The sequence below is a fragment of the Corynebacterium pacaense genome, from assembly GCF_900169525.1.
In the GTDB taxonomy this organism is placed as follows: Bacteria; Actinomycetota; Actinomycetes; order Mycobacteriales; family Mycobacteriaceae; genus Corynebacterium; species Corynebacterium pacaense.
This window is the reverse complement of the sequence record NZ_LT821240.1, coordinates 891,365-915,662: the sequence shown is the minus strand read 5'-3', so window position 1 is coordinate 915,662 and position 24,298 is coordinate 891,365. Positions and strand designations below refer to the sequence as shown.

The window sequence follows — 24,298 nt, the reverse complement described above, 5'->3', positions numbered from 1 at the left end:
CCAAACTTTAGGTTAGGCACGCCTCATTCACTTGTTGTATATTGATCTTTTGTTCAGATAGTGACTATCTAATGAAAGGCGTTGCCCCAGTGAAAGGCAAAGTTCTCTTCTCCATCAGCGCGGCCGCGGTTCTGCTTCTGAGCGCGTGCTCGCCATCCGGGCAGGAGGCAGCCGGTGATGCCTCCCCGACGACGGAGGAGGCCGGCTCCATCACCTTCAGCCACCCGAGCATCGAGAACCTCCAGATCGATTTCGAGACCAGGCCACAGAAGCTGGTGATGGACTGCTACTCCTAAAGTTCCCTGCATGACTACGGACTTGAGCCCGCCGCGATCTTCGGATTCGACTGTGACAATCCGGTGATCATGGGCGATGCAGATGTCAGCGGAATTCCCCGGATCGGCCAGAACGGTGAGATCGACATGGAAAAGCTCGCCGAGATCCGTCCCGACGCGGTCATCGGCAACGGCGACGCCGACGGCTGGTCCTGGTTCGACGATGATGTCAACGCCCAGCTCACCGGGGTCGCCCCCTTCATCCCGCTGCCGGCCACAGGCGACATTGACACAAAGATCGCCGATACCAGGGAGATTGCCGACTTCCTCGGCGCCGACGTGACCGCCGACAGCATTGTCCGCGCCGACGCAGATCTTGAGAGCGCCAAGCGGGAGTTCCGCGATGCCGTCAGCGGCAAAGACCTCAACTTCCTTCTCGCAAGTCCGACGAAGGAGATACTCTACACCGGTGTCGGATTCGCCCAGGCGGACCTCCTCGCTGAACTCGGGGCCACCATCGTCGGTGCCGAGGCACCGGCCACCGGCAACCCGTGGGGCCAGGTGGCCTGGGAGGACGCATCGACCTACCCGGCCGATGTCATCCTCGTCGAGGGCTATGATCCGGAGAACCCCTTCAGCGCGGAACTCTGGGACGATCTTCCGGCCGTCAAGGCGAGACAACTCAGTGGATGGTACTCCAAGGGTGCGCTGACCAGCCGCAACTATGCCGACTGGCTGGGTGGTCTGGCCGAGCGGGCGCGCGGCTACACCAAGGTCTCCTGACCGTTGATCAACGCCATGCTCGACCGGGGGAACGAGATTCCCCTCCGCATCCTCGGCCTGCCGGTGGTGGCCGTACTCTGCCTGTGCGCCCTGGGGCTGAGCATGATGGTGGGCTCGCGCACCATCGCGCCGGCGGAGATCATGCACTTCCTGGTCAACCCCGACCCGGCCGATCCCACCTCCCAGGTGGTGTGGCAGTCGAGAGTTCCCCGGACCGTCCTCATTCTTGTCGCAGGTGCGGGATTCGGTGTGGCGGGCGGACTGATGCAGGCCGTCACCCGCAACCCGATGACCGATCCGGGAATCCTCGGCGTCAACGCGGGGGCCTCGCTCCTGGTTGTCGTGGGACTGGCATTTTTCGGACTGGGTGATATCTCGCGGTACATGTGGTGGTCCTTCGCCGGTGCTATCCTGACCTCCCTGGCCGTGTTCGTCATCGGCAACACCGGACCGGTGCGGGGCAATCCCATCCGGATGACCCTGTCCGGAGTCGCCCTCGGTGCGGTACTCGGTGGTTTCACCTCGGCCGTGCTGCTGACCAACCCGGATGTGCTCGAGCGGATGCGCGGCTGGTCCGCTGGCACCACCGCGTCCCAGCCACTGGACCAGACGATGGCGATCGTTCACTTCATCGTTCTCGGCCTGGTCATCGCCCTGGCCGGTACCAGGGCGCTGGACGTCCTCTCCCTCGGTGAAGCGGCGGCCGTGGCGATGGGTGCCAGTCCCAACCGCACGCGGCTGGCAGCCCTCGTCGCCATCGCCCTGCTGGCCGGGGGCGCCACGGCCGCCGCCGGACCCATCGGGTTCATCGGTCTGCTGGCGCCGCACCTGGCGCGGATGATCGTCGGACCGCACCAGGGGTGGATCATGGCCTATTCCATCCTCATCGCCCCGGCCGTGCTCGGCGTCAGTGATGTCATCGGCAGGGTGATCACCAGCGGGGAGGTGCCCGTGGGAGTGGTGACGGCCTTCGTCGGAGCGCCCCTGCTGATATTCATGGTGCGCCGCCACCGCGTTCCGGAGATGTGACCATCATGTTCCAGATACACGACGGCCTGGACTTCGGCCGACGGATCTACAGCGTGGGCCCCCGGCAGCGTCCCGTCCTGCTTATCGACGCCCGCACCGCCACCATCACCGCCGCCTGCTGGGCGGCCACGGCGTGTGTGGCGGTGTTGTCACTGCTCACCGGTTCGGCGAGCGTGAGCATCGCTGAGGCGGTGGGGGCACTGCTAGGCCGGGGTGACCCTTACACCACCATGATCGTGGTCGAATGGCGTGCCCCACGGATCCTCATGGCGGTGCTGCTCGGGGTCGTGCTGTCCATGAGTGGGTCGATCTTCCAGAACCTGACCGCCAATCCGCTCGGATCCCCGGATGTGATCGGTTTCCAGACGGGGTCCTACACCGGGGCGCTGGTGGTGATGCTGATCATCGGTGGCGGCTCCACCGCGACGATGGTGGGTGCGCTTCTCGGTGGAGTGGCCACCGCCCTCGCGGTGTTCCTCCTGGCGTCGAAAAGCGGCTTCGCCGGCGGAGTACGGCTGGTCATCGTCGGGATCGCGGTGAGCGCGATGCTCGCCTCTGTCAACGTGTGGATCCTGCTCACGGCCTCGGTGGAGGACGCGATCATGGCCAGCCTCTGGGGCGCGGGCAATCTCGCGGGAACCTCCTGGTCCGCCCTCCTGCTCGCCGCCTCCGGTTCGATCGTCTTCATCGCAGGCGCGGTGGCGCTGGCACGTCCGATGAGGCTGATGCAGATCGGCCTTCCCTTCGCCACGGCGCTCGGCCAGAACGTCCGGCGCGTGCAGATCGCCGCGATCATCACCGGCATCGGTCTGACCGCGCTGGCCACCGCGACCGCCGGGCCGATCTCTTTCATCGCGCTCGCCGCACCCCAGATCGCCCGGCGGCTGGTGCGCGACGATGGCCTCGCCCTCGCCCCGACCGCGGCCGTGGGTTCCCTCCTGCTCCTGCTCGCCGACACAGTCGCGCAGCGGATCAATCCCGAGTCACCGCTTCCGGTGGGCATTGTCACCGTGTCCATCGGTGGCATCTATTTCCTGTGGCTCCTTTTGAGAGAAGGTCGAAAGAAATGACCCGTCTACTTCTGGATAGGGCACGGCTGGGCTACGCGGAGACGGTCATCTGTCCCGAGATCAGCGTCGATGTCCCCGACGGCCGCTTCACCGTGATCGTCGGACCCAATGCCTGCGGAAAATCCACCCTGCTCAAGAGCATGACGCGATTGATAGCCCCGAGCTCGGGGAGGGTGATCCTCGACGGCAGGGCCCTGCATGAGATGCCGACCAGACAGATCGCCCGTGAAATCGGACTGCTGCCGCAGGGACCGACGGCACCTGAGGGCATCCGGGTGGTCGACCTGGTCTCCCGCGGCAGATATCCCCACCAGAGTCTGTTTCGGCCCTGGTCACCCGAGGATGAGGCGGCCGTCGCCGGGGCGATGGATGCGACGGGGATCCGTGACCTCTCCGGGCGGCTCGTCGACGAACTCTCCGGTGGCCAGCGACAACGCGTGTGGATGGCGGTGGCACTCGCGCAGCAGACCCTGATTCTGCTGCTGGATGCGCCGATCATCTTCCTCGATGCCAGCCACCAGATCGAGCTCCTGGAGCTGTGCCGGAGGCTCAACCGCGATCGCGGGCACACCCTGGTCGCGGTGCTGCACGATCTCAACCAGGCGGCACGCTACGCCGACCACATCATCGCGATGAGGGACGGCCGGATCGTGTCCACCGGCTCCCCGGCCAGGGTGATCACCGAGGAACTCGTGCACACGGTGTTCGGGGTGGATGCACGCATCATCGCCGATCCCGAGTCCGGGACACCGCTGATGATCCCGCGGTGGGCCCACGGATAGGGGCCGTTTCCTTCGCTCAGATGTTCCCGGGGGGTGCCCCCGGTGTCCCGCCACCGGTTTACAGTGACAACCGGACAACACACCGGCACCGGGGACTTGGAGGAACACAGGATGGGCAGGCCGTGGAAGAACATGAACGGGGTCCTCAAGGCGATCGACAGTTGGGCGATGATGGGAACGGTCCGCGCACTCGCGGAACCCGGTATGAACATCGCGCTTGCTGCGGAGGAGGGCGAGCATCCGAGGGCCTGGCGGATCATGGACATCACCGAGGGCGAAAACGAGGACGGGAACTGGTTGTTCATGCACCTGCGTCCACTGAATCGGCGCGGTGGGACCGATGGCGGGGATCAGGACATTCACCGCGGATGGACCTCGGATCCCTGGAAAATCATCGAGCCCTGGGTGTACAGCCTTCAGGAACACTACGCGGTCTGCGCCGGCTGCCACCATCTGATGCCCTGCCCGGAGATGGCCAGGCAGGCCCGGATCGAGGACGAGCTGGAGGAGTTTGAGAGATTCAACAATCCCGGTGAGCACCCCTCGTGCCCCCAGTGCCAAAGAAGCATCACGAAGGGGGAGAAGCAGATCACCTTTGAAACGAATCTTTACGCCTTCGGCCCCGTCACCTTCCACCTGGAGGGGATGTGCCGCACCGCGGCCGATTACTACGATGAACAGGTGAACCGGGAAACCGGTCAGCCGCGCAAGCTCTACTGCCCCAACGATCTTTACTTCTACAATGTCAGGGGCAACCCCCAGCGGTACTGGTGCCGGGATCCACGGTGCGGGGGCTATGACCTCACCCACGCGGTCACCCACTACATCTATGAGCTCCTCCGTGTCCCGAGCAACTACCATGAGGTCCGGCACTCCGCCTTCCAGTGAGGGTGATGGAGCAGGGCGGTACCGGATGCCCACGGCTCCTCGGACCCATCGCTTGACCTGGAGTGCACTCCAGCACCTGGCCTTGGCCCATGAGCGAAAACAGGCAGGACCGCGCCGATCTATCCATCTCCGGGGTATCGGCCCGCACCGGGCTGAGCCGTGACACCCTGCGCTGGTACGAGCAGGAGGGGCTGATCCCCGAGGTGCCCAGGGATCACGCGGGAGTCAGACGATACGACGAGGCGAGCGTCAGGATCGTGGAACTACTGGTGACCCTGCGCAGGATGGGCATGCCGGTGGCGCGGATGCGCGAGTTCACCACCATGCTCGGACAGGGCACCACAACGCATGGTCAGCGCATGCGCATTCTCGATGACCACCGCGAGCACATCCACACCCGGATCCGTGAACTACATGAGGACATCAGGGTGGTCGAGGAGAAATCCGCACACTACCGCACGCTCATATCGGCGGGCCTCGATTGCACCGGGATCCCGGTGTCCACGGGGCCGGTGTTCCTCGGCGACGGTCTGGTCACTTCCCGCACCGGCTTCGGTGCCATGGCGCTGACCCCGGTGTATGGGGGAATCGACGATGACCGGGCGCTGCAGGTGCTGCACCACGCGGTGGATATCGGGGTGAGTTTCATTGATACCGCCGACGTCTACGGTGCGCCCGCGCCGGGTACCACCGGTCCCGCGGGGACCAACGAGGAACTCCTCTCCAGGCTGCTCCGGGATCGCCGCGGGGAGGTGACCCTGGCCACCAAGTTCGGTATCACCGGGGCGATCGGACTCTCCTCCGATCCCGCGGTGGCGGGTGCGGGAAAACGCACCCGCGGCGACCGCGGGTACGCACGGCGCTGCCTGGAGGATTCCCTTCGGCGCCTGGGCACCGATGTCATCGATCTCTGGTACCTGCACCGCCCGGACCCTGAGGTCCAGGTTGAGGAGACCGTCGGTTTCATGGCCGAGCAGGTCGCCGCGGGAAAGGTCCGGCACATCGGACTCTCGGAGGTCACCGCGGCGGAGCTGCGTCGCGCCCACCGGGTGCACCCCATCGCCGCGGTGCAGAGCGAATGGAGTCTGTGGTCGCGGGACGTGGAGGACAACGTGGTGCCCGCCTGCGCCGAACTGGGAGTCGGCTTCGTTCCATACTCCCCGCTCGGGCGCGGCCTCCTCACCGGCACCCTGACCCGCGAACAGATCACGGGTGACGCCCGTGCCGGAATGGAGCGCATCAACGCCGGCTGGAGCGCCAACCAGCGCGCGCTGGCTGTGGTCTCCGGAGTTGCGGACCGGATCGGTGCCACGAATGCGCAGGTCTGTCTGGCATGGCTTATCGACGCCCGCCGCAGGCACGGGCTGACGGTGGTGCCGATCCCCGGCACACGGTCAACCCCCCGCCTGGAGGAGAATGCACGGGCGGTCGATGTCCTTCTCGATGACAGGTCGCTCGCCGAACTCGACGGTGTTGCCGCGCTGGTGTCCGGGTCCCGCAACATCATCGACGATCCCACCTGGATCTCCGCGGGACGCGAGTAGGCCCGGGGTCGATCCGCCGGTCGTTGCCACCCCGGCAGCCGACTGAGCACAGGCGATACCACGGTCCCGGGCCGGGGGAAGGCTCACCCGCGCTTCAGGCCCGGGCGCGGGGGAACGTAGAATGGCGCTTACGTGTTTTGAAAGGGGCCGCATGGCGCAGAACAGAACCGGCACGCTTGATAGCGAATCGCTGGCAAGACGCTTCGAAGAGGAAGCACTACCTCTGCTTGACCAATTGTACGGTGGCGCGCTGCGCATGACCCGCAATCCAGCCGACGCGGAGGATCTGGTCCAGGACACCTATGTCAAGGCGTACCAGGCCTTTGCGAGTTTCCGCCCCGGTACCAACCTCAAGGCGTGGCTCTACCGGATCATGACCAACACCTACATCAACACCTATCGCAAGAAGCAGCGGCAGCCTTCCCAGACCTCCACCGAGGATGTCACCGACTATCAGCTGGTGGACACCTTCTCCCACACCTCCAGCGGATTGGAATCCGCCGAGGTCGAGGCGCTGAAGAATCTCCCCGACGGGCAGATCGGCGAGGCGATGAACAAGCTCAGTCCCGAGTACCGCATGGTGGTCTACTACGCCGATGTGGAGGATCTTTCCTACCGCGAGATCGCCGAGATCATGGACATCCCACTGGGCACGGTGATGTCCCGCCTGCACCGTGGAAGAAAACAGCTACGTGGGATGTTAAAGGAAGTAGCGCAAGAGCACGGGATCGGATTGACCCATCCCGATGTGGTTAAAAATTCGGAGGCGGAGAAATGACAGAGAACGAGTGCGGATGCTCTGAGTTCTACGACACCCTGTTTCAACTCGTCGATGATCAGCTCACTGCCGAGGAATGCTCGCGGCTGAGACTGCATGCTGAGGACTGTCCGCACTGCGCACAGCTGCTTCATGCGGAAACAGAGCTGCGTGCATTACTGCGAAAGTGCTGCTGCCCACCGGCGCCTGCCGAGCTCAGACAACGGATAAGTTACAGCATCCGTGTGGAGTACCGGCAATAAAAAAACCGCTCGGAAGAGGAATCTTCCGAGCGGTTCATTTATTTTTAGGAATTGGGGCGACGTCCGTGGTTCGCGCCCTTCTTCCGACGATCCTTGCGCTTACGTCCTCGCTTGCTCATGCGGGTCCTCCTTGTGCTTGAATGTTGATCAACCTACAACACTTTAGCGGGTGCCCATATGCGGAACAAAGCTGAGGTTGGAAGTTGAATTATGGCTTAGACCGCGATGCGGGCGCGACCGCGGCCGCGGTTCTTGCGGCGCTTGAGCGCGCGGCGCTCATCTTCGCTCATGCCGCCCCAGACTCCGGCGTCCTGCCCGGTTTCAAGTGCCCAGGCAAGGCACTGGGAGGTGACGGGACAACGGTTGCAGACCATCTTTGCGGATGCGATCTGGGCGAGGGCCGGGCCGGAATTGCCGACGGGGAAGAACAGCTCGGGGTCCTCTTCGCGGCAAACTGCCTCGTGGCGCCAATCCATTTCGATAACTCCTTTTCATTAAAGCTTCAACAGTGTTTTTCGGGCGCGCGGCATGAAGGCCAGTTGTGGTCTTGTTGGGTGCTGAGAGTCCCTGGCACATCAAAGAAGACGCACGGATGCGTCTTGCTCGTTTACCGGGAGTTAATGCTGCGCTGGACCGAAGTTAAGAACCAATTTCGTTCTAGTTCTTTTTGGTACTTGGAAATAATGGCATGTACATCCGCTGTTGGCTAGGGGTGCGGCTCAATTTGTGTCAGACATCACAAGTTTGACCGTCTACTTGTGTGTTACCTGGCGCATCCTTGTGGGACGCGCCACAGTTTGGCACTCAGTTTCCCCCGTGAATATTTCGACTACCTTTAGGTTCTGTGAAATGGCCGTCAGTGTGTCACCGGTGGCGATGTCAAGTTCATATTCACTCAACCGGGAAAGTGATCGCCACCTGTGGATATATCCACAAATTGCGCGGTTCCCGGAACCGGGCTCGCCGGCACCTCCGTGTCACGGAGGTGAACTACCCGCGCCCCGCTCCGGTGATTAGACTGAACACCCGTGACTACTCCAATTGTGCCGAACACCGTCCGCTGGGGCGGGATCATCGGCATCGTGCAGTCCTGCATCGGCATTCTTTATGCGGGGATCCTCATTTTCCGGGAGTTGACGGGGCGGCATGACGCCAGCATCGTCTATGAGGCGGAGGATGCGAACACCTGGGTCGGTTTCGGTACCGCGGTGTTCTTCATCATCGTCTTTGGTACGGTGCTCGCGGGCGGGATAAACATGATCCGTGGAAGGAAATGGGGACGCGGCCCCATCGTGATGCTTAACATCATTCTGCTGCCGATCGCCTACACCATCTTCACCGCGGGACAGCCGGTGTGGGCCGTTCTGGTGGGTCTCTCCGCCATCGCATGCCTGGCCATGCTCTTCCACGCCCGCTCGGTGCACTGGGCGGCAAACATCTACTGAGTCAGGCCCACCAGGGTCCCACCGCGCTTTTCCACGATGGTTCCACCCGCCAGCGCCAGCGACACCGGACCGGAGTAGTTCCCCCGATCCACCGCCAGCGTGCGCAGCACCTCCCCGGAGTCCCAGTCGGCGACGGCGATGCCCCCGGCGACGGGGTAAAGGAGACGTCCCCCCACCGCGATACCGGTGCCCAGGGCATCATCGAACCGTGTTGCCACACCCAGCCTGCTGGGTGTGAAAAGAGTCAGATGCCCACCGTCGAACCAGGACATGTGGTGCGGCAGGTCGGCGGTCGCCGGCTGGAACGGGGGAGCGGGGAAGTCGACCCCGTCCACGCTCCTGGACGAGGTCTGCTCGCCCTGGCTGTCGTAGGAGACGATCATCGGCTCCGGATTCTCCACGTACACCGCCGCGGCCTCCTGGCCCACCGCCACCAGTCGGGCATTGACGCCGTCGATGGCTATGTCCCGGGAGATCTCCGGCTCGCGGGAATCCTCGGGCGTGGTGTTCTGCAGCCTGAGGTGGTACCCGTCGGCGCAGTCGTCCACCACCGCCAGAAGCTCCTTGCGGGTCATCGCCGAAGTCACCGAACAGTCCTCGTGGGGTTGCTGAGCCGCCTCCTGTTTCGCCTCGACATCGCCGTACTCGACGGTTCTCACCAGATCCGAACGCCAGAGCTCCACGCGTTCACTGCCGAGGATGCCCACCCTGTCGTTCGAGGAGATCGGCGCCACCGTCTCGCTGGCTATCGCGCTCCGCGTGGCCCCGTACTCACCCGTGGCCGCCCGGATCTCCACCACATCGCCGCATCCGACGCCGGTGCGGTAGACCGCAACGGCGGATTCGAAGCCGCTCATCAGCGCGCAGAGATCGTCCTCGCGCTCGTAGCTCCACAGCAGGTCCCCGCCGGGCGTGTAGCCACTGACCGTCGGCCCGTCCGCGGCGATCACCACCCCACCGGCGGTGAGCGGCTTATGGTTTCCGGGCGCGGTGTCCGTCACTGTCCATGCCTGCGTCAGCGATTGCGGAACAACCTCGATGCCAGGACCGGCGACGAAGGTCTCGGAGGCGGTGCTCAGGTGGGCGTCGCGGGCGGGCGCGGTGACCCAGACGGTGGTGACCCCGACGATCGCGGCCGCGGTGAATGCGGCGGTGAGAATGAGATCGGTGCGCGTCCGGCGCAGAGGTTTCTCCCCCATCTGCCTATCGCCTCCGGCGGGGACTCGTACGTACGGCCGCTCCACCGAGCACCTTCCTGGACGGTCCCACACGGTCGCCGGCGCCCTCAGGGATGGACAGCGCGGTGTAGAGCTCCGGGGAGGTGGAGAACCACTGCGGGGGATCGGGTTGTCCCAGACCCAGCTCCTGGTCGATAGCGGTCCACTTCGCCAGCTCATCGTAGCCGACCAGGGTCACCGCGATTCCCTCATGGCCCGCGCGTCCGGTGCGCCCGATGCGGTGCACGTAGGTCATCGGATCGTCCGGGGTCTGGTAGTTGATCACGTGGGTGACATCGTCGACGTCGATTCCCCGCGCCGCGACATCGGTGGCCACCAGGATGTCAATGGCACCCGTGCGGAAGGCGTTCAGCGACCGTTCGCGCGCGGGCTGCCCCATGTCACCGTGGACGGAACCGACCGAAAATCCGCGTGCCGCGAGATCCTCGGCAACCTGGGCGGCGGTGCGCTTGGTCCTGGCGAAGATGATGGTCCGGCCACGCCCCTTCGCCTGGAGGATCCGCGCGGTGATCGCCTCCTTGTCCATACGGTGCGCCTGGAAGACCACCTGCCGGGTGCTGGCGTGGGTGGTCGAGGAGTCCGCGGCCTCCGCCCGGATGTGCACCGGCCTGTCCAGGAAGCTTCTGGCCAGGGTCAGGATCGGGCCGGGCATCGTCGCTGAGAACAGCATCGTCTGGTGGCGGTGGGTCAGGGTGCGCATCAGCTTCTCAATGTCGGGGAGGAACCCGAGATCGAGCATCTCATCGGCCTCGTCCAGGACGAGGATGGCCACCCTGTCCAGTTCGAGGGTGCCCCGCTGCTGAAGGTCGAGGAGCCTGCCGGGGGTACCCACGACCACATCGACGCCGCTCTTCAACGCCTCTGTCTGCTCCTCATAGGGTGTACCGCCGTAGATGGTGAACACTGTCAGCGGGAGGTTGACCGCCGCACGCTGGAGATCATCACCGACCTGTACCGCGAGCTCGCGGGTGGGCACGATCACCAGTGCTCGGGGTGTACCATCAATCTCCTCGACATCTGCGGAGTCGAAGACCCGATCGAGCAGCGGCACACCGAATCCGTAGGTCTTACCCATGCCCGTGCGCGCCTGACCGATAAGGTCATGGCCGTCAAGTGCAATGGGCAGGGTGTACTCCTGGATCGCGAAGGTATGTGTAATCCCGAGGGCTTCCAGCGCGTCGGTGATTTCAACTGCGACGCCGAGCTCAGTGAATGTAGGTCTGGGGCTTTCAGAAGTCACAAGCTAAATACTATCGCTGCGTGGTTAGAATAGGGTCATTCCACCAACAACGATGAAAAGGGAAGAACTATGGATATCAAGGTCGGTTTCTCCGATACTGCACGTGAGCTCATTATTTCCTCGGGTCTGAGCCAGGATGAGGTGGTGGCGAAGGTGTCCGAGGCACTCACCAACGAGTCCGGGGTTTTTGACCTCAGCGATGACAAGGGTCGCCGCTACCTGATCCGCAACAGCCGCATCGCCTATGTGGAGGTGGGTACCTCCACCCCCCGCACCGTCGGCTTCGCCGGTGCCTGAGAAATAGACAGAGGTCAATCAACAACGTGTCTGTCGAACCCTTTCTTGTCCGTTTCGCGCGGGACTACGGGTGGCGCGCCTACGCGATACCGGTTCTGACCGTGATAACGGTCTGGGTGCTCGTCGATGTCTTCACCGGCGGCGGTGAGGTGGATCAGACCTCGGCGTCGACAAGCACCGGGGTGGCCCAGACGGCGTTGCACTCCCACGGACCCGACCCGGCGGATGCCCGCCCGAGCGGCATCCCGCTGACCGCGTTGCCGCCCGGCGGGCCGGTCACCGAGTCAGGGGACGGTTTCTACCGCACCGTCGGTGCCGGACTGCCGCAGGTGGGCCAGGGCAGGGACAGGGTGTTCACCTACGTCGTCGAGGTGGAGAACGGAATCAACACCGCCGGCTACGGCGGCGATGACGGCTTCGTCTCCGCCGTCGACGCCACGCTGGCAAATCCCAAGGGATGGACGGCGGATCCGGGCTTCGCTTTCGAGCACCTCCCCGCCGATGATCAGAGGGAACCGGACCTGCGGATCCAACTGACCACCGTGGGTACCACCCACGATCTGTGCGGCAATGATATCGCCATGGAGACCAGCTGCTTCTACGCCGATGGCAACCGTGTTCTGATCAACGAGTCACGCTGGATCCGCGGGGCCGTCCCCTTCGACGGCGATCTCGGTTCATACCGCCAGTACCTGATCAATCATGAGGTCGGTCACGGCATCGGCTACGGTGCCCACGATTCCTGCGGCGGTGACGGTGAACTGGCTCCGATCATGATGCAGCAGACCCTGAGCCTGAACAATTCGGAGCTCTTCCGCATCGACCCCGATGAGGTCTACCCCGACGACAACGCAACCTGCGTGATCAACCCCTGGCCGTATCCGCGGGGATTTTAGGAGAAGAATTGTCCGAACAGCTACCCGACCATGTCCGCGATGCGTTCCAGGTGGGCGCCGGCCCGGCTGAACAGCTCGGATCGGCGTGGGATTACGGCTTCAGGGTCGGGAACACGGTCTTTTCCAGGGCGCTGAACCCGGAGATCTCCGCCTGGTCATCGAAGAACCGTGAATCCCTCAAACCCACCGGGGTCCGGGTCGTGCGCCCGATCCGTTCCACCGACGGGCGTTTCGTGGTCGCCGGATGGCGGACATCGATCTACTCCACCGGCGTGGTCAGCAGGCGGGTGGATGAGACCGTCGTCGCGGCCCTCCGCCTGGCCGATGCCCTTGTCGGAGCCAGCATGCCCACCCCGGCGGACACCGTGTTCACCAGGGCCGACATCCAGGCATGGGAGGAGAAGTCGGGCCGGATCGGCGAGCTCCTGCATCCCCTCGATGCCCCTGATCAGGTCGGACACGCGGACATGCTCGCAACCACCCTGTTCTCCGGGACCCAGCCCCCCGTTGTCACCGATATCGTCCCGGTGCACCGGCCGCACGGCTTCACGGCCGCCCTGGTGATCATCGACGGACTGCTGCTGGCGGCGGTGGATGACGGCATTCTCCGCCGCTTCTCGCACCTTCCCGACATCGACCAGCTCCTGCTGCGGGCCTTCCTCTACCGCCGCAACATCCGGGAATTCTCCGGGGACACCGATTCGAATGCCCTTGCCAACCTTGACCGCGTCGAGGAACTGTTGGTGTCACACGTATCTGACACAATCTGATTCATGCCGGAATACCAGCCCTTCATTCCGCCGGATCCCGAGGTCCGGCTCGTCAGCGCCATCAGAAGGCAGACCGCCCGAACCTGGGAGGGGGATCCCGCGCACCTGATCGGTGGTGGCGTCGGGAGTTGGCGGGTTCTCGGCGAAGCGGGTTCGGGTGTGAGCTCCCTGCTGATCGATACCGTCGTGGAGAGGATCCGGCAGGGATGGGATCCCTCCGAGATCCTGGTCGTTGCAACATCGAGGGAGGCGGCATCCAGGCTGCGTCGTGAACTCTCCGAGCAGGTGTCCGCTATGAACTACGTCTCCGACGGACCCCTGGTGCGTTCCCTCCACTCCCTTGCCTTCGCCCTGATCCGTGATGCCTCCGATGGTGATGTCCGCCTGATCACCGGCGCCGAGCAGGATGCGGTGATCCGTGAGCTGCTGCGCGGTCAGGCCGATGACGGACGTGGGTCATGGCCCCCGGAACAGCGCGAGGGGCTGCGCATGGTTGGCTTCGCACGGCAGTTGCGCGATTTCCTCCTCCGCGCGGTCGAACGTGGAATCGGACCGGAGGAGCTGGTTGAACTGGGATCCCGCCACAACCGCCCGAACTGGTCGGCCGCGGGGGAGTTCCTCCGTGAGTACCGTCAGATCATGGGTCTGTCCGGGGCTCACAGCTACTCCGCCTCGGAGCTGGTCTGCGCGGCCCTTGCGGGTCCCGAGCCGCGCGTGCACTACCGCGGGGTGTTCGTCGATGATGCGCAGCACCTGGATCCCAAGTCGGCGGAGTTGATCTCGCGTTTCCTGCCCGCGGCCGAGCTAGCGGTGATCGCCGGTGATCCGCGGCAGTCGGTGTTCCACTTCCGGGGGGCGAACTCGGAGTTCCTCACCGGGGTCGGAGTCGATCACGAGCTCAACCTCGGTGCTTCCCGGCGTGCACCGGAACGCCGGGTGGTCATCGCCGAGACCGAATCGGCGCATAATGATGTCATTGCCGATGCGGTCCGTCGCGCCCACCTCATCGACGGTGTGGAGTGGTCGGGGATCGCGGTGATCGTGCGGTCCTCCGGGATGATCGCACCGGTGCGGCGTGTACTGCTCGCCGCCGGTGTACCGGTGCATGTCAACCCTACCGATGTGGTGCTCTCCGAGCAGCGGATCGTCGCCGCGATGATCCTCGGGTTGCGCTCGCTAAGCGAGCAGCTCACGCCGCTGGAACTGGAGGATCTGCTCCTCGGCCCGATCGGCGGGGCGGACCCGGTGACGCTGCGGCGACTGCTCCGGGGCCTGCGCCAGGCCGAGATGCGCGCCGGTGGACACCGGCGCGCGATCGAGGTGCTGCGCGGAATGCTCGATTCCGGCCCGGATACTGAGCTGACCTCCTATCTCACCGAACGTGAGATTGAGCTGCTCACCCGTGTGCGTTCCGTGGTTCAGGCGGGACGCGCAGCGCTGGGAGGCAGCCTCGAGGAGGTGCTGTGGGCGGTGTGGCAGGCCACCGGGCTCTCCGAGCGTTTGGCCGCCTCCAGTCTCCGCGGCGGTGCCGCGGGGTCCCAGGCGGATCGTGATCTCGACGCAATGATGTCTCTGTTTGACGCCGCGGGCGACTACGTCGAGCGCCGCCCCACCGCGAGCCTCCGCTCCTTCATCCTGCACATCAACGAGCAGGAGCTGCCCACCGGGGTCCGCGAGCGTCGCGGGGTGACTCCGGAGGCCGTCAGTGTGGTCACCGCGCATTCAACCACCGGCATGCAGTGGAGGAAGGTGGTGGTCGCCGGTGTCCAGGAGGGCAGCTGGCCATCGCTCGGGGAGACCGGAACGCTGCTCGGTCAGGAGGAACTGGTGGATCTCGTCGACGAGGGCATCGATCCGGACATCATCATCTCCCGTTCCGCGGAACGGCTGGCCGAGGAACGCCGCCTCTTCCACGTCGCGGTGACCAGGGCGAGCGAGAGTGTGCTGATCACTGCAACAGACGCCCCCGACGGCGATGAGGTACGCGAGCCCTCCCGCTTCCTGGAGGAGCTCGGGGTCGATGTGGAGAGGTCGGTGGGCGGCGGTGACACAACGGAGATCGCCGCGGCCCCTGAGTCACTAGGGCACCGGCTCCTCTCCGTTCCCGCGCTGGTTGCGGAGCTGCGGCGCGCGGTGGGCGACGGTGCCGGGCACCCGGGGAGGCGTCGACAGGCGGCGCGCCAGCTCGCGCGCCTCGCCGAACACGGTGTGCCGGGTGCCGACCCCGCGGAGTGGACCGCCCTGCGCACGCCCTCCACCGATGAGGAACTGGTCGCACCCGGGCGTGTGTCGCTGTCACCCTCGAGGATCGAGGCACTTATCAACTGTCCGCTGCGCGCGGGTCTATCCTCCCTCGATGAGAAGACACCGGTCGCGATGCTCAAGGGCACACTCATCCACGCCTACGCGGAGGTCATCGCCCAGGGCGCGGAGCCGGAGCGGGCGGCGGACATGGTGACCGAGGCGTTCATGGATCTGGCCGCCGTGCCCGCCTGGTCACGGGAACGCACCGAAGGTGCTTTTCGACGCACACTGGAACGCACCCGGACGTGGCTGCTGACATCGCGCTCGGCATTCACCGAGGTCGCCGTGGAGGTGCCGGTGTCCGTCGACATCGACGGGGAGGTCCGCATCGGCGGCCGCATGGACCGCCTCGAGCGGAACGGGGAGGGGGAGCTGGTGATCGTCGATCTGAAGACGGGAACCAGCATGCCCTCCAAGAACTCCATGGTCGACCACGCCCAGCTCTCGGCCTACCAGCTCGCGCTGTCCAGGGGGGTGCTCCACGGACGGCGAATCGAGGACCCGGAACCGGGGGAGACCCCGGATGCGGTCGGCGGTGGTGTGCTGGTGTTTCCCGCCAGCGATTCCAGGACCATCGCCACCCGTGAACAGGTGGCCAAGACCCCGGAGGAACTCGACGCCTTCGCCGCCACCCTTCCGGGGCTGGCGCACCAGCGCCGGGGGCCGCGTCTGCTGGCACGGGCCAACGCCACCTGCTCCAACTGCCCGATCCGAGGCATCTGCCCGGTCCAGCCGGAGGGACAACTGATCCATGACTAAGATTTCACCGATTCTGCTGTCCCGAATCCTCGGACAGCAGCACGCCCCCACCGCCCAGCAGGCCGCGATCATCGGCGCTGAACCGGGCCCCCTGCTCGTCGTCGCCGGCGCGGGCGCCGGAAAGACCGAAACTATGGCCGCCCGCGTCGTCTGGCTGGTGGCCAACGGATTCGTGGCCCCCGACCAGGTTCTCGGCCTGACCTTCACACGAAAGGCCGCGCAGCAGCTTTCCCAGCGGATCCGTCACCGCCTGGAGACTCTCGCCGGTGTGCCCACCCTGCGTGACCTCGACCCGGGTGGAACACTGGCGCGCAACCTCCAGGCGATCACCCCGACGGTGTCCACCTATGATTCCTACGCGGGATCGCTGATCCGGGAGTACGGGCTGCTGCTGCCCGTCGAACCCTCGGCGCGACTGATCACCCAGACCGAGCTCTATCACATCGCCCGTGGGGTGGTGGACAACTACCGCGGTGAACTCACCGCGACCCAGACCCCGGCGACCGTCACCGAGTACCTCCTCCGGCTGGCCTCCGAGATGGACAATCACATGGTCGGTCCCGAGGAGATCACCGAGGAATCGTGGCCGATGATCAACCTCTTCGAGGAGCTGCCCAAGGGCAAGGGGCAGCGCGAGGGTCTGAACGCGGAGATGCGGAAATGGCGGGAGACGCAGATCACCAGGCTGGAGTACATGCCGCTGGTGGAGGCACTGAAGAAGGAACTCCACGAGCGTGCCGTGATCACCTTCGGCGAACAGATGTCCACCGCGGCCAGACTCGCCTCGCGCCACCCCCAGGTGGGATACCGCCAGCGCCGCCGCTTCCGCGTGGTGATGCTCGACGAGTACCAGGACACCAGCCACTCGCAGCGCGTCCTCCTCCGCAGCCTCTTCGGCGGAACGGATCCGGGTCTGACCGTCAACGCCGTGGGCGATCCGATGCAGGCGATCTACGGCTGGAGGGGCGCTACGGCGGCCAACCTGGACAACTTCATCACGGATTTTCCCGTGGTCTCCCTCGAGGGACCGCGGCCCGCCCCGAAGCGGGAACTGACCACCAGCTGGCGCAACCCACCGGAGGTGCTCGATCTGGCCAATGCGGTTTCCCGTGAGGTACTCGGCCCCGCGGACGCGCCCGGGCGCACCGTGCAGCCCCTCGTGGCCAGGGAGGGGGCGCCGCAGGGACAGGTGTCCATCGGGTGGTTTGCCACCGCCGTGCGGGAACGTGAGTTTATCGCCGATGAAATGGAGCGGCACTGGAAGCGGCGCGGCGAGGGCTTCACCGCGGCGGTACTGGTCCGCAAGCGCAGGCACTCCGCTGCGATGGCGCAGGAGCTGAGCGCACGCGGCATCCCGGTGGAGATCGTCGGACTCTCGGGTCTGCTCGATGTTCCCGAGATCGCCGACATGGTGGCCATCGCCACCATGCTGGTCCGCCCCCAGCACAACGCGGCCGCACTGCGCATTCTCGCGGGCCCCCACGTCGGCCTCGGTCTCGCCGATCTCCTGCACCTGCAGGACCGCGCCCGGAACATCGCCGGCCGCGTCGCCCGCAACGAGGTGGAACTGCCCGAGGACCCGGTTGAGCGACTGCAGGCGATCATTGATGAGACCGTCCCCGCCGAATCCGAGGAGATGGTCGGGCTCGCGGATGCGGTGTCGGACCTGGGGGAGGGCGAGCGCTACAGCGAGGAGGGCTACCGTCGCTTGAAGCGGCTCTCCGCCCAGCTGCGGCATCTGCGCCGATCCAGCCTGGGCCGTTCGCTTCCGGACATCTTCGCCGAGATCGAGACCGTGTTCGGTATCCGAACCGAGGTCCTGGCTCGGGAGGATCCCCGGGCCGACGGTGCGGCGGGAACGGTCCACCTCGACCGTTTCGCCGAGGAGGTTGCGGCGCACGGTGGCGCCGGTCTGCCCGAACTGCTTGACTTCTTCGACCTGGCACGCAACCAGGAGGATGGTCTGGAGCCGGGCGAGGTACGGGTGCGCAGCGATCGGGTGCAGATCCTCACCGTCCACAAGGCCAAGGGCCTGGAATGGGATATCGTCTCCGTTCTCCACGCGGACGCCTCGACCTATGACGCGAGCGCTTCGACGTGGCTGAAGAATGTCACCGCGATTCCGGGGGCGCTGCGTGGGGACGCAGAGGACGGAGCACCGATCCTGGACACCTCCGAGGTCACCGACCGCAAGGAGCTGCAGAGGGCCGGTGAGGAATACACCGAGGAGGTCAGGGAGGGACTCCGCGAGGAGAACACCCGCCTGTTCTATGTCGGAATCACCCGCAGCGAGCGTGTTCTCATGGTCACCGCCTCCGCCGTGAGCGATGAGGGCGGCTCCCGGAAACCCTATGACCGCCTGGAGATCCTGCGTTCAACGGCACCGGAGTCCGTTGTTGAATGGTGGGAGGGCAGTGAGGAGGAGGTGGAGCGACCCGTAGTGGAGGAGGCGCTGTTTCCGCGCACCACTGTTTCCGCCGATGTCGTCGACGGTGCCGCGATGGTCCGCGAGGCGATGGAGGATCCGGCTCCCGCCTCCACCGAGGGAGGACTGGAGACCCTGTGGGAGAGGGAGGTCGGCGCCCTGATCGAGGAACAGCGGGTGCTGTCCTCGCCTGTCCTGGACGTCGAGATCTCCCTCGAACTGACGGCCACCGACCTTGTCAGCATGAAAAACAACCCCGAACAGTTCGCCCGCCGTCTCCGCCGCCCGGTGCCCTTCAAACCGAACAGCTTCGCCAAACGCGGAACCCGCTTCCATCAGTGGTTGGAGGACCGTTTCGGGGCTACGGCGCTCCTGGACGAGGATGAGCTTCCCGGCATCGGGGAGGAATCCGGCGAACACACCTTCACCGAGCTCCGGAGGGCCTTCCTGGAATCAGCATGGAGCAGGCGCACACCGGCCTTCGTCGAGCACCCCTTCGAGGTCGTGATCGGTGGCCATGTGATCCGCGGACGCATGGACGCGGTCTTCGAGGAGGCCGACGGCGGCTGGCTGGTGGTGGATTGGAAGACGGGTCGGACCCCCACGGGTCCGGAGATGGCGGCGGCGATCATCCAGCTGGCCGTCTACCGCATCGCCTGGGCCAACCTTCAGGGGGTGGATCCGGCGCAGGTCCGGGGTGCCTTTCACTATGTCGCGGACGATCACACCTTTGAACCGGAGCGTTTTCCGGAGGCCGCTGAGTTGGCCGATCTCCTCAGCCGGACGCGGACGCCTATGATCAACTGAGAAAGAAAGGACGGACCACATGGGTCGAAGCCTGCGGCGCGACGGCGAACTCGCGCACCTACCCGATCATGCACTCTTGAGTGTCATCCACATTCCGGAATCCGCCCGTCCGAGTCCCTGGTGGCTGATTCTGCGCAGGGTCGGGTACGCGCTGGGTCTGCTCGCCGTGGTCACCTTCGTGGTCTACGTCGACCGCAATGGCTATTCTGAGGATCTCACCTTCATCGACGCCCTGTACTATTCGACGGTCTCGTTGACAACGGTGGGATACGGCGACATCACCCCGGTGACCCAGAACGCCCGGCTGACCAACATCCTGGTGCTCACGCCCTTCCGCGTGGCCTTCCTGGTACTGCTGGTCGGTACCACGCTGTCGGTGCTCACCGAGGAGTCACGTAAGGCACTGCAAATTCAACGTTGGAGGAAACGAATGCGCAATCACACCATCGTGGTGGGCTACGGCACCAAGGGCCGCTCCGCGGTGGCGGCGCTACTGGCCGACGGTGTGCCCGCCAATCAGATCGTGGTGGTGGACACCGACGCCTCCGCGCTGGAGGCGGCGAACAATGACGGTCTGGTGACCGTCCGGGGTTCGGCGACGAAGGCCGACGTGCTCAGGCTCGCGGGTGTCACCAGGGCACGGGCGGTGGTCGTTGCTCCGAACCTCGATGACACCGCGGTGCTGGTCACACTCTCGGTACGCGAAATCGCCCCGAGTGCGATGATCGTCGCCAGTGTCCGGGAGTCAGAAAACCAGCATCTGCTGGAGCAGTCGGGTGCGGATTCGGTGGTGATCTCCTCGGAGACAGCCGGCCGGATGCTCGGCCTGGCCACAGTCACACCCTCGGTGGTGGAGATGATGGAGGATCTCCTCTCACCGGATGAGGGGTTCTCCGTTGCTGAGCGTGCCGTCGGCGATGATGAGGTCGGCGCCAACCCGCGCCACCTCGCCGATATCGTGCTCGGTGTCGTCCGCTCCGGTGAGCTCTATCGCATCGATTCCCCGGAGGCGGAGACGGTTGAGCCCGGTGACCGGCTGCTGTATGTGCGTCGAGTTTTCAGTGAGGATGTGAAGGACAAATGAACTATCTTCCCGTCGGACCCCGGGACGAGGTGCCGGTGCGCGGTGGCCGCGCGGTCTTCCTCGACGGCCCCGATCACAGTCTTGACGGTGACGCCGTGGCGGTCGCCCCCGGTGTGTGGGCGGTGCGGGTCGCCGCCGCGGTCGTCGAGAAGCACGGCCGCCCCGTGGCTCCCCGTGAGCTCAGGGATCCGCTTGTCGACGCCGCCGTCGCCCTGCTGCGCAACCGGGAGCGGGTACGTTTCGATCCCGCGGACGGCAGCGAGCTGACCTATGACGAACACGGTGTGGCCTTCGGCGCAAGCGGGCGACCGGTGTTCCCGCGGGTTGATCCGGCGGTGATCGGAATCGTTGAACTCAAGGACGCCGAGCGGCTCCTGCTCGGGATGAACGCGCAGCGCCGGACCCAGTTCTCGCTGATCGCCGGCTATGTCTCCCACGGGGAGACCCTGGAGGCGGCATTTGAACGCGAGGTGATGGAGGAGAGTGGACGTCTGGTCACCGATATCCGCTACGTGGCCAGTCAGCCCTGGCCCGTGTCCGGGTCGATCATGGTCGGCATGCGCGGGGTGACCGCGGATGAGGAACAGCGTGCCGACACCGACGGCGAGCTCGCCGAGATCGTGTGGGCGTCGCGCTCCGACATCCTCGACCACCGCATCCCGATTGCGGCGCCGGGATCCATCGCCCATGATCTCATCATGGCCTGGGCGAGGGAAAAGTAGCGGCGAGAGAATACACGTGATCAATCTGCAGGACCTTGACCAGGATCAACGCATAGCCGCCGCAGCTCCACGCGGCCCGGTGTGCATTCTCGCCGGTGCGGGCACGGGCAAGACAAGAACCATCACCTACCGCATAGCCAACCTCATCGATCAGGGGTTCATCAGCCCCAACAGGGTGCTGGCGGTGACCTTCACCGCGCGGGCGGCGGGGGAGATGAGACACCGCCTGAACCTGATGGGCATCGGTGGCGTGCAGGCGCGCACCTTCCACGCCGCCGCCAGGAGGCAACTGTCCTACTTCTGGCCGCAGGTGGCCGGAAACCTCAGGTGGACCTTGTTGGACAACAAGTTCCCCCTGGTGGGACGGGCGATGCGCGGTGCCGGAATGGAGTCGGGCACGGACAAGGTCCGCGATGTACTCGGCGAGATCGAATGGGCGAAGGCCTCGCTGATCTCCGCCGAACAATATCCGGAGAAGCTCGGTCTGCGCACCCCGCCCGCCCCAGCGGAGAAGGTGGCCGAGGTCTACGCCAGGTATGAGCGGATGAAGACCACGGAGGACGGGGTGCTGCTGGACTTCGACGATCTCCTGCTCCACACCGCCGGCGCGCTGGAGAACTCACCCGCGGTGGCCGAGGAGTTCCGGGAACAATACCGCAGCTTCACCGTCGATGAGTACCAGGATGTGACCCCGCTCCAGCAGCGCGTGCTCGAGGCCTGGCTTGGGGAGCGTGATGATCTCACCGTGGTCGGTGACGCCAACCAGACGATCTATTCATTCACCGGGGCGACCCCGGACTACCTGCTCAACTTCTCGCGCACCTATGATAACGCCACCGTGGTCAAGCTGCAGCGTGACTACCGCTCCACTCCGCAGATAACCTCCCTGGCCAACACTGTGATCTCGCAGGCCCGCGGGCGCGCCGCCGGGACCCGTCTCGAGCTGCAGGGTATCCGGCCCGCCGGTCCGGAGCCGGAGTTCTCCGCCTTCGATGATGAGACGACCGAGGCCAGGGAGGTGGCCGGCCGGATCCTGACCCTCATCGATTCCGGTGTGCCCGCCTCCGGGATCGCGGTGCTCTACCGCATCAATGCCCAGTCCGCAGTATTTGAACAGGCGCTCGCCGATGCGGGCATCGTCTACCAGGTCAGGGGAGGGGAGGGTTTCTTCAACCGCGCGGAGATCAAGCAGTCCATCAGCCAGCTTGTCCGCGCCTCCCAGCGCGATGTCGATGACTCCGATCTGCTGAGGCTGGTGCGCAGAACCCTCGTCCCCCTCGGCCTGTCCGCGGAGGAGCCCGAGGGGGCACGGGAACGGGAGCGCTGGCAGTCGCTGACCGCCTTCGTGGAGCTGGTCGAGGAACTGCTCACCGCCACCCCGGGCCTGGACCTGGAGGGGCTGCTGCAGAAACTGCGGCAGCGCGCCGAGGCGAAGCATCCACCGACGATGGAGGGGGTCACCCTGGCCTCCCTGCACGCGGCGAAGGGACTTGAATGGGATGCCGTGTTCCTGGTCGGACTGGTTGATTCCACTCTCCCGATCAGCCACGCCATAAAGGCCGGCGATGAGGCGATCGAGGAGGAGCGTCGACTGTTCTACGTCGGTGTCACCCGTGCCCGTGAGCATCTCTTTTGTTCCTGGTCCCTGGCCAGGCAGGAGGGTGGGCGCAAGTCCCGCAAGCGCAGCCGTTTCCTCGACGGCATCGTCGTGGATCTGCCCGCCGAGCACGGCCGTGCCAGGAGCACCAGGGCGAAGAACTGCCGCTCCTGCGGACGACCCCTGGTCAGCCCCGCGGAGAAGGTCATCGGACGCTGCGGGCAGTGTCCCTCCACCGCGGATGAGGACACCTTCGAGGAGCTGCGCACCTGGCGCAACTCCATCGCTCGCGATGACAATGTCCCCGCCTACGTTGTCTTTTCCAACGCCACGCTGATGGCGCTGGCGGAGACGCGCCCGGGCGATGAGAATGAACTGCTCAATGTCCCCGGTGTCGGTCCGATGAAGATCGAGAAGTACGGGCGGGAGCTTCTAAGGATCCTGGGCGGTCACCCCCAGGCCGGGTGATCCGGGGCCATCCGGAGCACCGTCGGAGTACAGCCAGCACACCGGGCACAACGGGTGCCGTGACATCCTCCTGCGGCTTATCGTCCCTGTGTAGGGATCGAGCTCCTCGATGACGCCCGCGTCCGGATCACCCCTGTGCAGCAGTGCGACCACCCGCGCGGCCACGGCGGCCTCGACCACGGGGTCGGGATTGGCGGGTCCCCGGGGTTGCTGCCGGACAAGGGTGTGCCACTGCTTATCGACGCCCACCCGCGTCAGTTCAACACAGGTCAGGCACGGGCCCGCACCACCGGTGCGGGCCGGGCCGATGACACCTCGGGCGTCGATAAGCATGGCGCTGAACACCGTCGGCTTCCGCCGGGCCAGTCGCGCGGAGAGCTCCGCATGGTGGCTGAAGCGGTTGATCACCACCACCGGGGCGGTGGGGTCACGGTCGAGGAAGGCGGCGTCGGAATCATGGCGCAACTGGAAGCGGGCGGTCAGGCCCGCGGATTCGAGCAGCTCGCCGATGACCGCCGGAAGCGAGCCCCTTCCGAGCAGCAGCACGGGTCTGCGGGTGAACTCGCGCAGAATCCCATAGGCCAGCAGATCATCGATGAGGCTGAACACCGCGGTCCCGGAGACCCCGGCGCCCCTGAGCCTTCCCACCAGCACCGACACCGGCAGTGGGTTCGCGATGCCGCGAAGCACCCCCGCCAGTGCATCGGCGAGCTCGGTGGATCCCAGCTCCACCACGCCGGAGCGGGTGGCATCGAGGCCGAACTGGATTGCAGTGTCCCCGCGGCGCACAACGGTCACCGATGGCGCCAGAAAAACGTGTGTCATTGGAAAATCCCCCAACTTTCCGTCTGTCAC

Annotated in this window: 23 protein-coding genes and 1 pseudogene; 19 read left to right on the top strand and 5 right to left on the bottom strand. The window is 65.4% G+C overall.

What is annotated here, in order from left to right; translation table 11 throughout:
- Positions 1-89: 89 nt before the first annotated feature.
- The 10 genes and pseudogenes from B7E02_RS14695 to rsrA all read left to right on the top strand — a co-directional run bounded on the left by B7E02_RS14695 (position 90) and on the right by rsrA (position 7,391).
- A complete protein-coding gene (locus tag B7E02_RS14695) occupies positions 90-296 on the top strand; it encodes a hypothetical protein (RefSeq protein ID WP_245802259.1) in 207 nt (68 codons plus the stop codon).
- A 69-nt stretch (positions 297-365) separates the two neighbouring features.
- Positions 366-1,058 carry an ABC transporter substrate-binding protein gene (locus B7E02_RS11330; protein WP_245802258.1) on the top strand — a complete coding sequence of 231 codons (693 nt, stop codon included), beginning with the start codon at positions 366-368 and terminating at the stop codon, positions 1,056-1,058.
- 3 nt (positions 1,059-1,061) lie between these two features.
- On the top strand, positions 1,062-2,087 hold the full coding sequence (locus B7E02_RS11325; RefSeq protein ID WP_245802257.1) for an iron chelate uptake ABC transporter family permease subunit: 1,026 nt from the start codon (positions 1,062-1,064) through the stop codon (positions 2,085-2,087).
- A 5-nt stretch (positions 2,088-2,092) separates the two neighbouring features.
- On the top strand, positions 2,093-3,157 hold the full coding sequence (locus tag B7E02_RS11320; protein WP_080796916.1) for a FecCD family ABC transporter permease: 1,065 nt from the start codon (positions 2,093-2,095) through the stop codon (positions 3,155-3,157).
- Positions 3,154-3,939: an ABC transporter ATP-binding protein gene (locus B7E02_RS11315; protein WP_080796139.1), complete on the top strand. Its 786-nt coding sequence runs from the start codon at positions 3,154-3,156 to the stop codon at positions 3,937-3,939. The genes B7E02_RS11320 and B7E02_RS11315 overlap by 4 nt, the downstream gene beginning before the upstream one ends.
- A 111-nt stretch (positions 3,940-4,050) precedes the next feature.
- On the top strand, positions 4,051-4,827 hold the full coding sequence (locus tag B7E02_RS11310) for a hypothetical protein (protein WP_080796137.1): 777 nt from the start codon (positions 4,051-4,053) through the stop codon (positions 4,825-4,827).
- An 89-nt stretch (positions 4,828-4,916) separates the two neighbouring features.
- Positions 4,917-5,132, top strand: a pseudogene (locus B7E02_RS14690) (MerR family DNA-binding transcriptional regulator); the annotation flags it as partial.
- Positions 5,133-5,387: 255 nt separating this feature from the next.
- Positions 5,388-6,371 carry an aldo/keto reductase gene (locus tag B7E02_RS11305; RefSeq protein ID WP_245802300.1) on the top strand — a complete coding sequence of 328 codons (984 nt, stop codon included), beginning with the start codon at positions 5,388-5,390 and terminating at the stop codon, positions 6,369-6,371.
- Between the two features lie 151 nt (positions 6,372-6,522).
- On the top strand, positions 6,523-7,149 hold the full coding sequence (locus B7E02_RS11300; protein WP_080796133.1) for a sigma-70 family RNA polymerase sigma factor: 627 nt from the start codon (positions 6,523-6,525) through the stop codon (positions 7,147-7,149).
- A complete protein-coding gene (gene rsrA / locus B7E02_RS11295) occupies positions 7,146-7,391 on the top strand; it encodes a mycothiol system anti-sigma-R factor (protein WP_080796130.1) in 246 nt (81 codons plus the stop codon). Before B7E02_RS11300 ends, rsrA begins: the two co-directional genes overlap by 4 nt.
- A 44-nt stretch (positions 7,392-7,435) precedes the next feature.
- Here the strand turns inward: rsrA and B7E02_RS14950 are convergent, their stop codons facing one another.
- Both B7E02_RS14950 and whcE read right to left on the bottom strand, forming a co-directional pair.
- A complete protein-coding gene (locus tag B7E02_RS14950) occupies positions 7,436-7,510 on the bottom strand; it encodes a 50S ribosomal protein bL37 (protein ID WP_020948532.1) in 75 nt (24 codons plus the stop codon).
- A gap of 96 nt (positions 7,511-7,606) precedes the next feature.
- Entirely contained in the window at positions 7,607-7,867 is a 261-nt protein-coding gene (whcE, locus tag B7E02_RS11290; protein WP_080796129.1) for a WhiB family transcriptional regulator WhcE, read from the bottom strand.
- A 552-nt stretch (positions 7,868-8,419) separates the two neighbouring features.
- Here whcE and B7E02_RS11285 point away from each other — a divergent pair.
- Positions 8,420-8,836: a hypothetical protein gene (locus B7E02_RS11285; RefSeq protein ID WP_080796127.1), complete on the top strand. Its 417-nt coding sequence runs from the start codon at positions 8,420-8,422 to the stop codon at positions 8,834-8,836.
- Here B7E02_RS11285 and B7E02_RS11280 read toward each other — a convergent pair.
- Entirely contained in the window at positions 8,830-10,035 is a 1,206-nt protein-coding gene (locus tag B7E02_RS11280; protein WP_080796125.1) for an Rv3212 family protein, read from the bottom strand. The genes B7E02_RS11285 and B7E02_RS11280 overlap by 7 nt on opposite strands.
- Positions 10,036-10,039: 4 nt before the next feature.
- Entirely contained in the window at positions 10,040-11,314 is a 1,275-nt protein-coding gene (locus B7E02_RS11275) for a DEAD/DEAH box helicase (RefSeq protein ID WP_080796123.1), read from the bottom strand.
- A gap of 69 nt (positions 11,315-11,383) precedes the next feature.
- On the opposite strand from B7E02_RS11275, the gene B7E02_RS11270 reads away from it, so the two are divergent.
- The 8 genes from B7E02_RS11270 to B7E02_RS11235 are packed head-to-tail and all read left to right on the top strand — an operon-like array spanning position 11,384 to position 23,443.
- Positions 11,384-11,611 carry a DUF3107 domain-containing protein gene (locus tag B7E02_RS11270; RefSeq protein ID WP_080796121.1) on the top strand — a complete coding sequence of 76 codons (228 nt, stop codon included), beginning with the start codon at positions 11,384-11,386 and terminating at the stop codon, positions 11,609-11,611.
- Positions 11,612-11,628: 17 nt separating this feature from the next.
- On the top strand, positions 11,629-12,507 hold the full coding sequence (locus B7E02_RS11265) for a DUF3152 domain-containing protein (protein WP_425429806.1): 879 nt from the start codon (positions 11,629-11,631) through the stop codon (positions 12,505-12,507).
- Positions 12,508-12,515: 8 nt separating this feature from the next.
- Positions 12,516-13,277, top strand: a complete 762-nt coding sequence (locus B7E02_RS11260; RefSeq protein WP_080796118.1) for a TIGR02569 family protein — start codon at positions 12,516-12,518, stop codon at positions 13,275-13,277.
- 3 nt (positions 13,278-13,280) lie between these two features.
- On the top strand, positions 13,281-16,340 hold the full coding sequence (locus tag B7E02_RS11255) for a PD-(D/E)XK nuclease family protein (RefSeq protein WP_080796116.1): 3,060 nt from the start codon (positions 13,281-13,283) through the stop codon (positions 16,338-16,340).
- Positions 16,333-19,572 carry an ATP-dependent helicase gene (locus B7E02_RS11250; RefSeq protein WP_080796115.1) on the top strand — a complete coding sequence of 1,080 codons (3,240 nt, stop codon included), beginning with the start codon at positions 16,333-16,335 and terminating at the stop codon, positions 19,570-19,572. Before B7E02_RS11255 ends, B7E02_RS11250 begins: the two co-directional genes overlap by 8 nt.
- Positions 19,573-19,591: 19 nt before the next feature.
- Positions 19,592-20,656 carry a potassium channel family protein gene (locus tag B7E02_RS11245; RefSeq protein WP_080796113.1) on the top strand — a complete coding sequence of 355 codons (1,065 nt, stop codon included), beginning with the start codon at positions 19,592-19,594 and terminating at the stop codon, positions 20,654-20,656.
- Positions 20,653-21,378, top strand: a complete 726-nt coding sequence (locus tag B7E02_RS11240) for an NAD(+) diphosphatase (RefSeq protein ID WP_080796111.1) — start codon at positions 20,653-20,655, stop codon at positions 21,376-21,378. The genes B7E02_RS11245 and B7E02_RS11240 overlap by 4 nt, the downstream gene beginning before the upstream one ends.
- Positions 21,379-21,394: 16 nt before the next feature.
- A complete protein-coding gene (locus B7E02_RS11235) occupies positions 21,395-23,443 on the top strand; it encodes an ATP-dependent DNA helicase UvrD2 (RefSeq protein WP_080796109.1) in 2,049 nt (682 codons plus the stop codon).
- Here the strand turns inward: B7E02_RS11235 and B7E02_RS11230 are convergent.
- A complete protein-coding gene (locus B7E02_RS11230; protein WP_179129715.1) occupies positions 23,408-24,268 on the bottom strand; it encodes a hypothetical protein in 861 nt (286 codons plus the stop codon). The two genes, B7E02_RS11235 and B7E02_RS11230, sit on opposite strands and share 36 nt — an antisense overlap.
- Positions 24,269-24,298: the final 30 nt, after the last annotated feature.

Excerpts from the sequence above, each read along its gene's own strand:
- B7E02_RS11330 (WP_245802258.1), top strand. The coding sequence starts at position 366 with ATGGGCGATGCAGATGTCAGCGGAATTCCCCGGATCGGCCAGAACGGT.
- B7E02_RS11320 (WP_080796916.1), top strand. The coding sequence starts at position 2,093 with ATGTTCCAGATACACGACGGCCTGGACTTCGGCCGACGGATCTACAGC.
- B7E02_RS11315 (WP_080796139.1), top strand. The coding sequence starts at position 3,154 with ATGACCCGTCTACTTCTGGATAGGGCACGGCTGGGCTACGCGGAGACG.
- B7E02_RS11310 (WP_080796137.1), top strand. The coding sequence starts at position 4,051 with ATGGGCAGGCCGTGGAAGAACATGAACGGGGTCCTCAAGGCGATCGAC.
- B7E02_RS11305 (WP_245802300.1), top strand. The coding sequence starts at position 5,388 with ATGGCGCTGACCCCGGTGTATGGGGGAATCGACGATGACCGGGCGCTG.
- B7E02_RS11300 (WP_080796133.1), top strand. The coding sequence starts at position 6,523 with ATGGCGCAGAACAGAACCGGCACGCTTGATAGCGAATCGCTGGCAAGA.
- rsrA (WP_080796130.1), top strand. The coding sequence starts at position 7,146 with ATGACAGAGAACGAGTGCGGATGCTCTGAGTTCTACGACACCCTGTTT.
- whcE (WP_080796129.1), bottom strand. The coding sequence starts at position 7,867 with ATGGATTGGCGCCACGAGGCAGTTTGCCGCGAAGAGGACCCCGAGCTG.
- B7E02_RS11280 (WP_080796125.1), bottom strand. The coding sequence starts at position 10,035 with ATGGGGGAGAAACCTCTGCGCCGGACGCGCACCGATCTCATTCTCACC.
- B7E02_RS11270 (WP_080796121.1), top strand. The coding sequence starts at position 11,384 with ATGGATATCAAGGTCGGTTTCTCCGATACTGCACGTGAGCTCATTATT.
- B7E02_RS11255 (WP_080796116.1), top strand. The coding sequence starts at position 13,281 with ATGCCGGAATACCAGCCCTTCATTCCGCCGGATCCCGAGGTCCGGCTC.
- B7E02_RS11250 (WP_080796115.1), top strand. The coding sequence starts at position 16,333 with ATGACTAAGATTTCACCGATTCTGCTGTCCCGAATCCTCGGACAGCAG.
- B7E02_RS11245 (WP_080796113.1), top strand. The coding sequence starts at position 19,592 with ATGGGTCGAAGCCTGCGGCGCGACGGCGAACTCGCGCACCTACCCGAT.
- B7E02_RS11240 (WP_080796111.1), top strand. The coding sequence starts at position 20,653 with ATGAACTATCTTCCCGTCGGACCCCGGGACGAGGTGCCGGTGCGCGGT.
- B7E02_RS11230 (WP_179129715.1), bottom strand. The coding sequence starts at position 24,268 with ATGACACACGTTTTTCTGGCGCCATCGGTGACCGTTGTGCGCCGCGGG.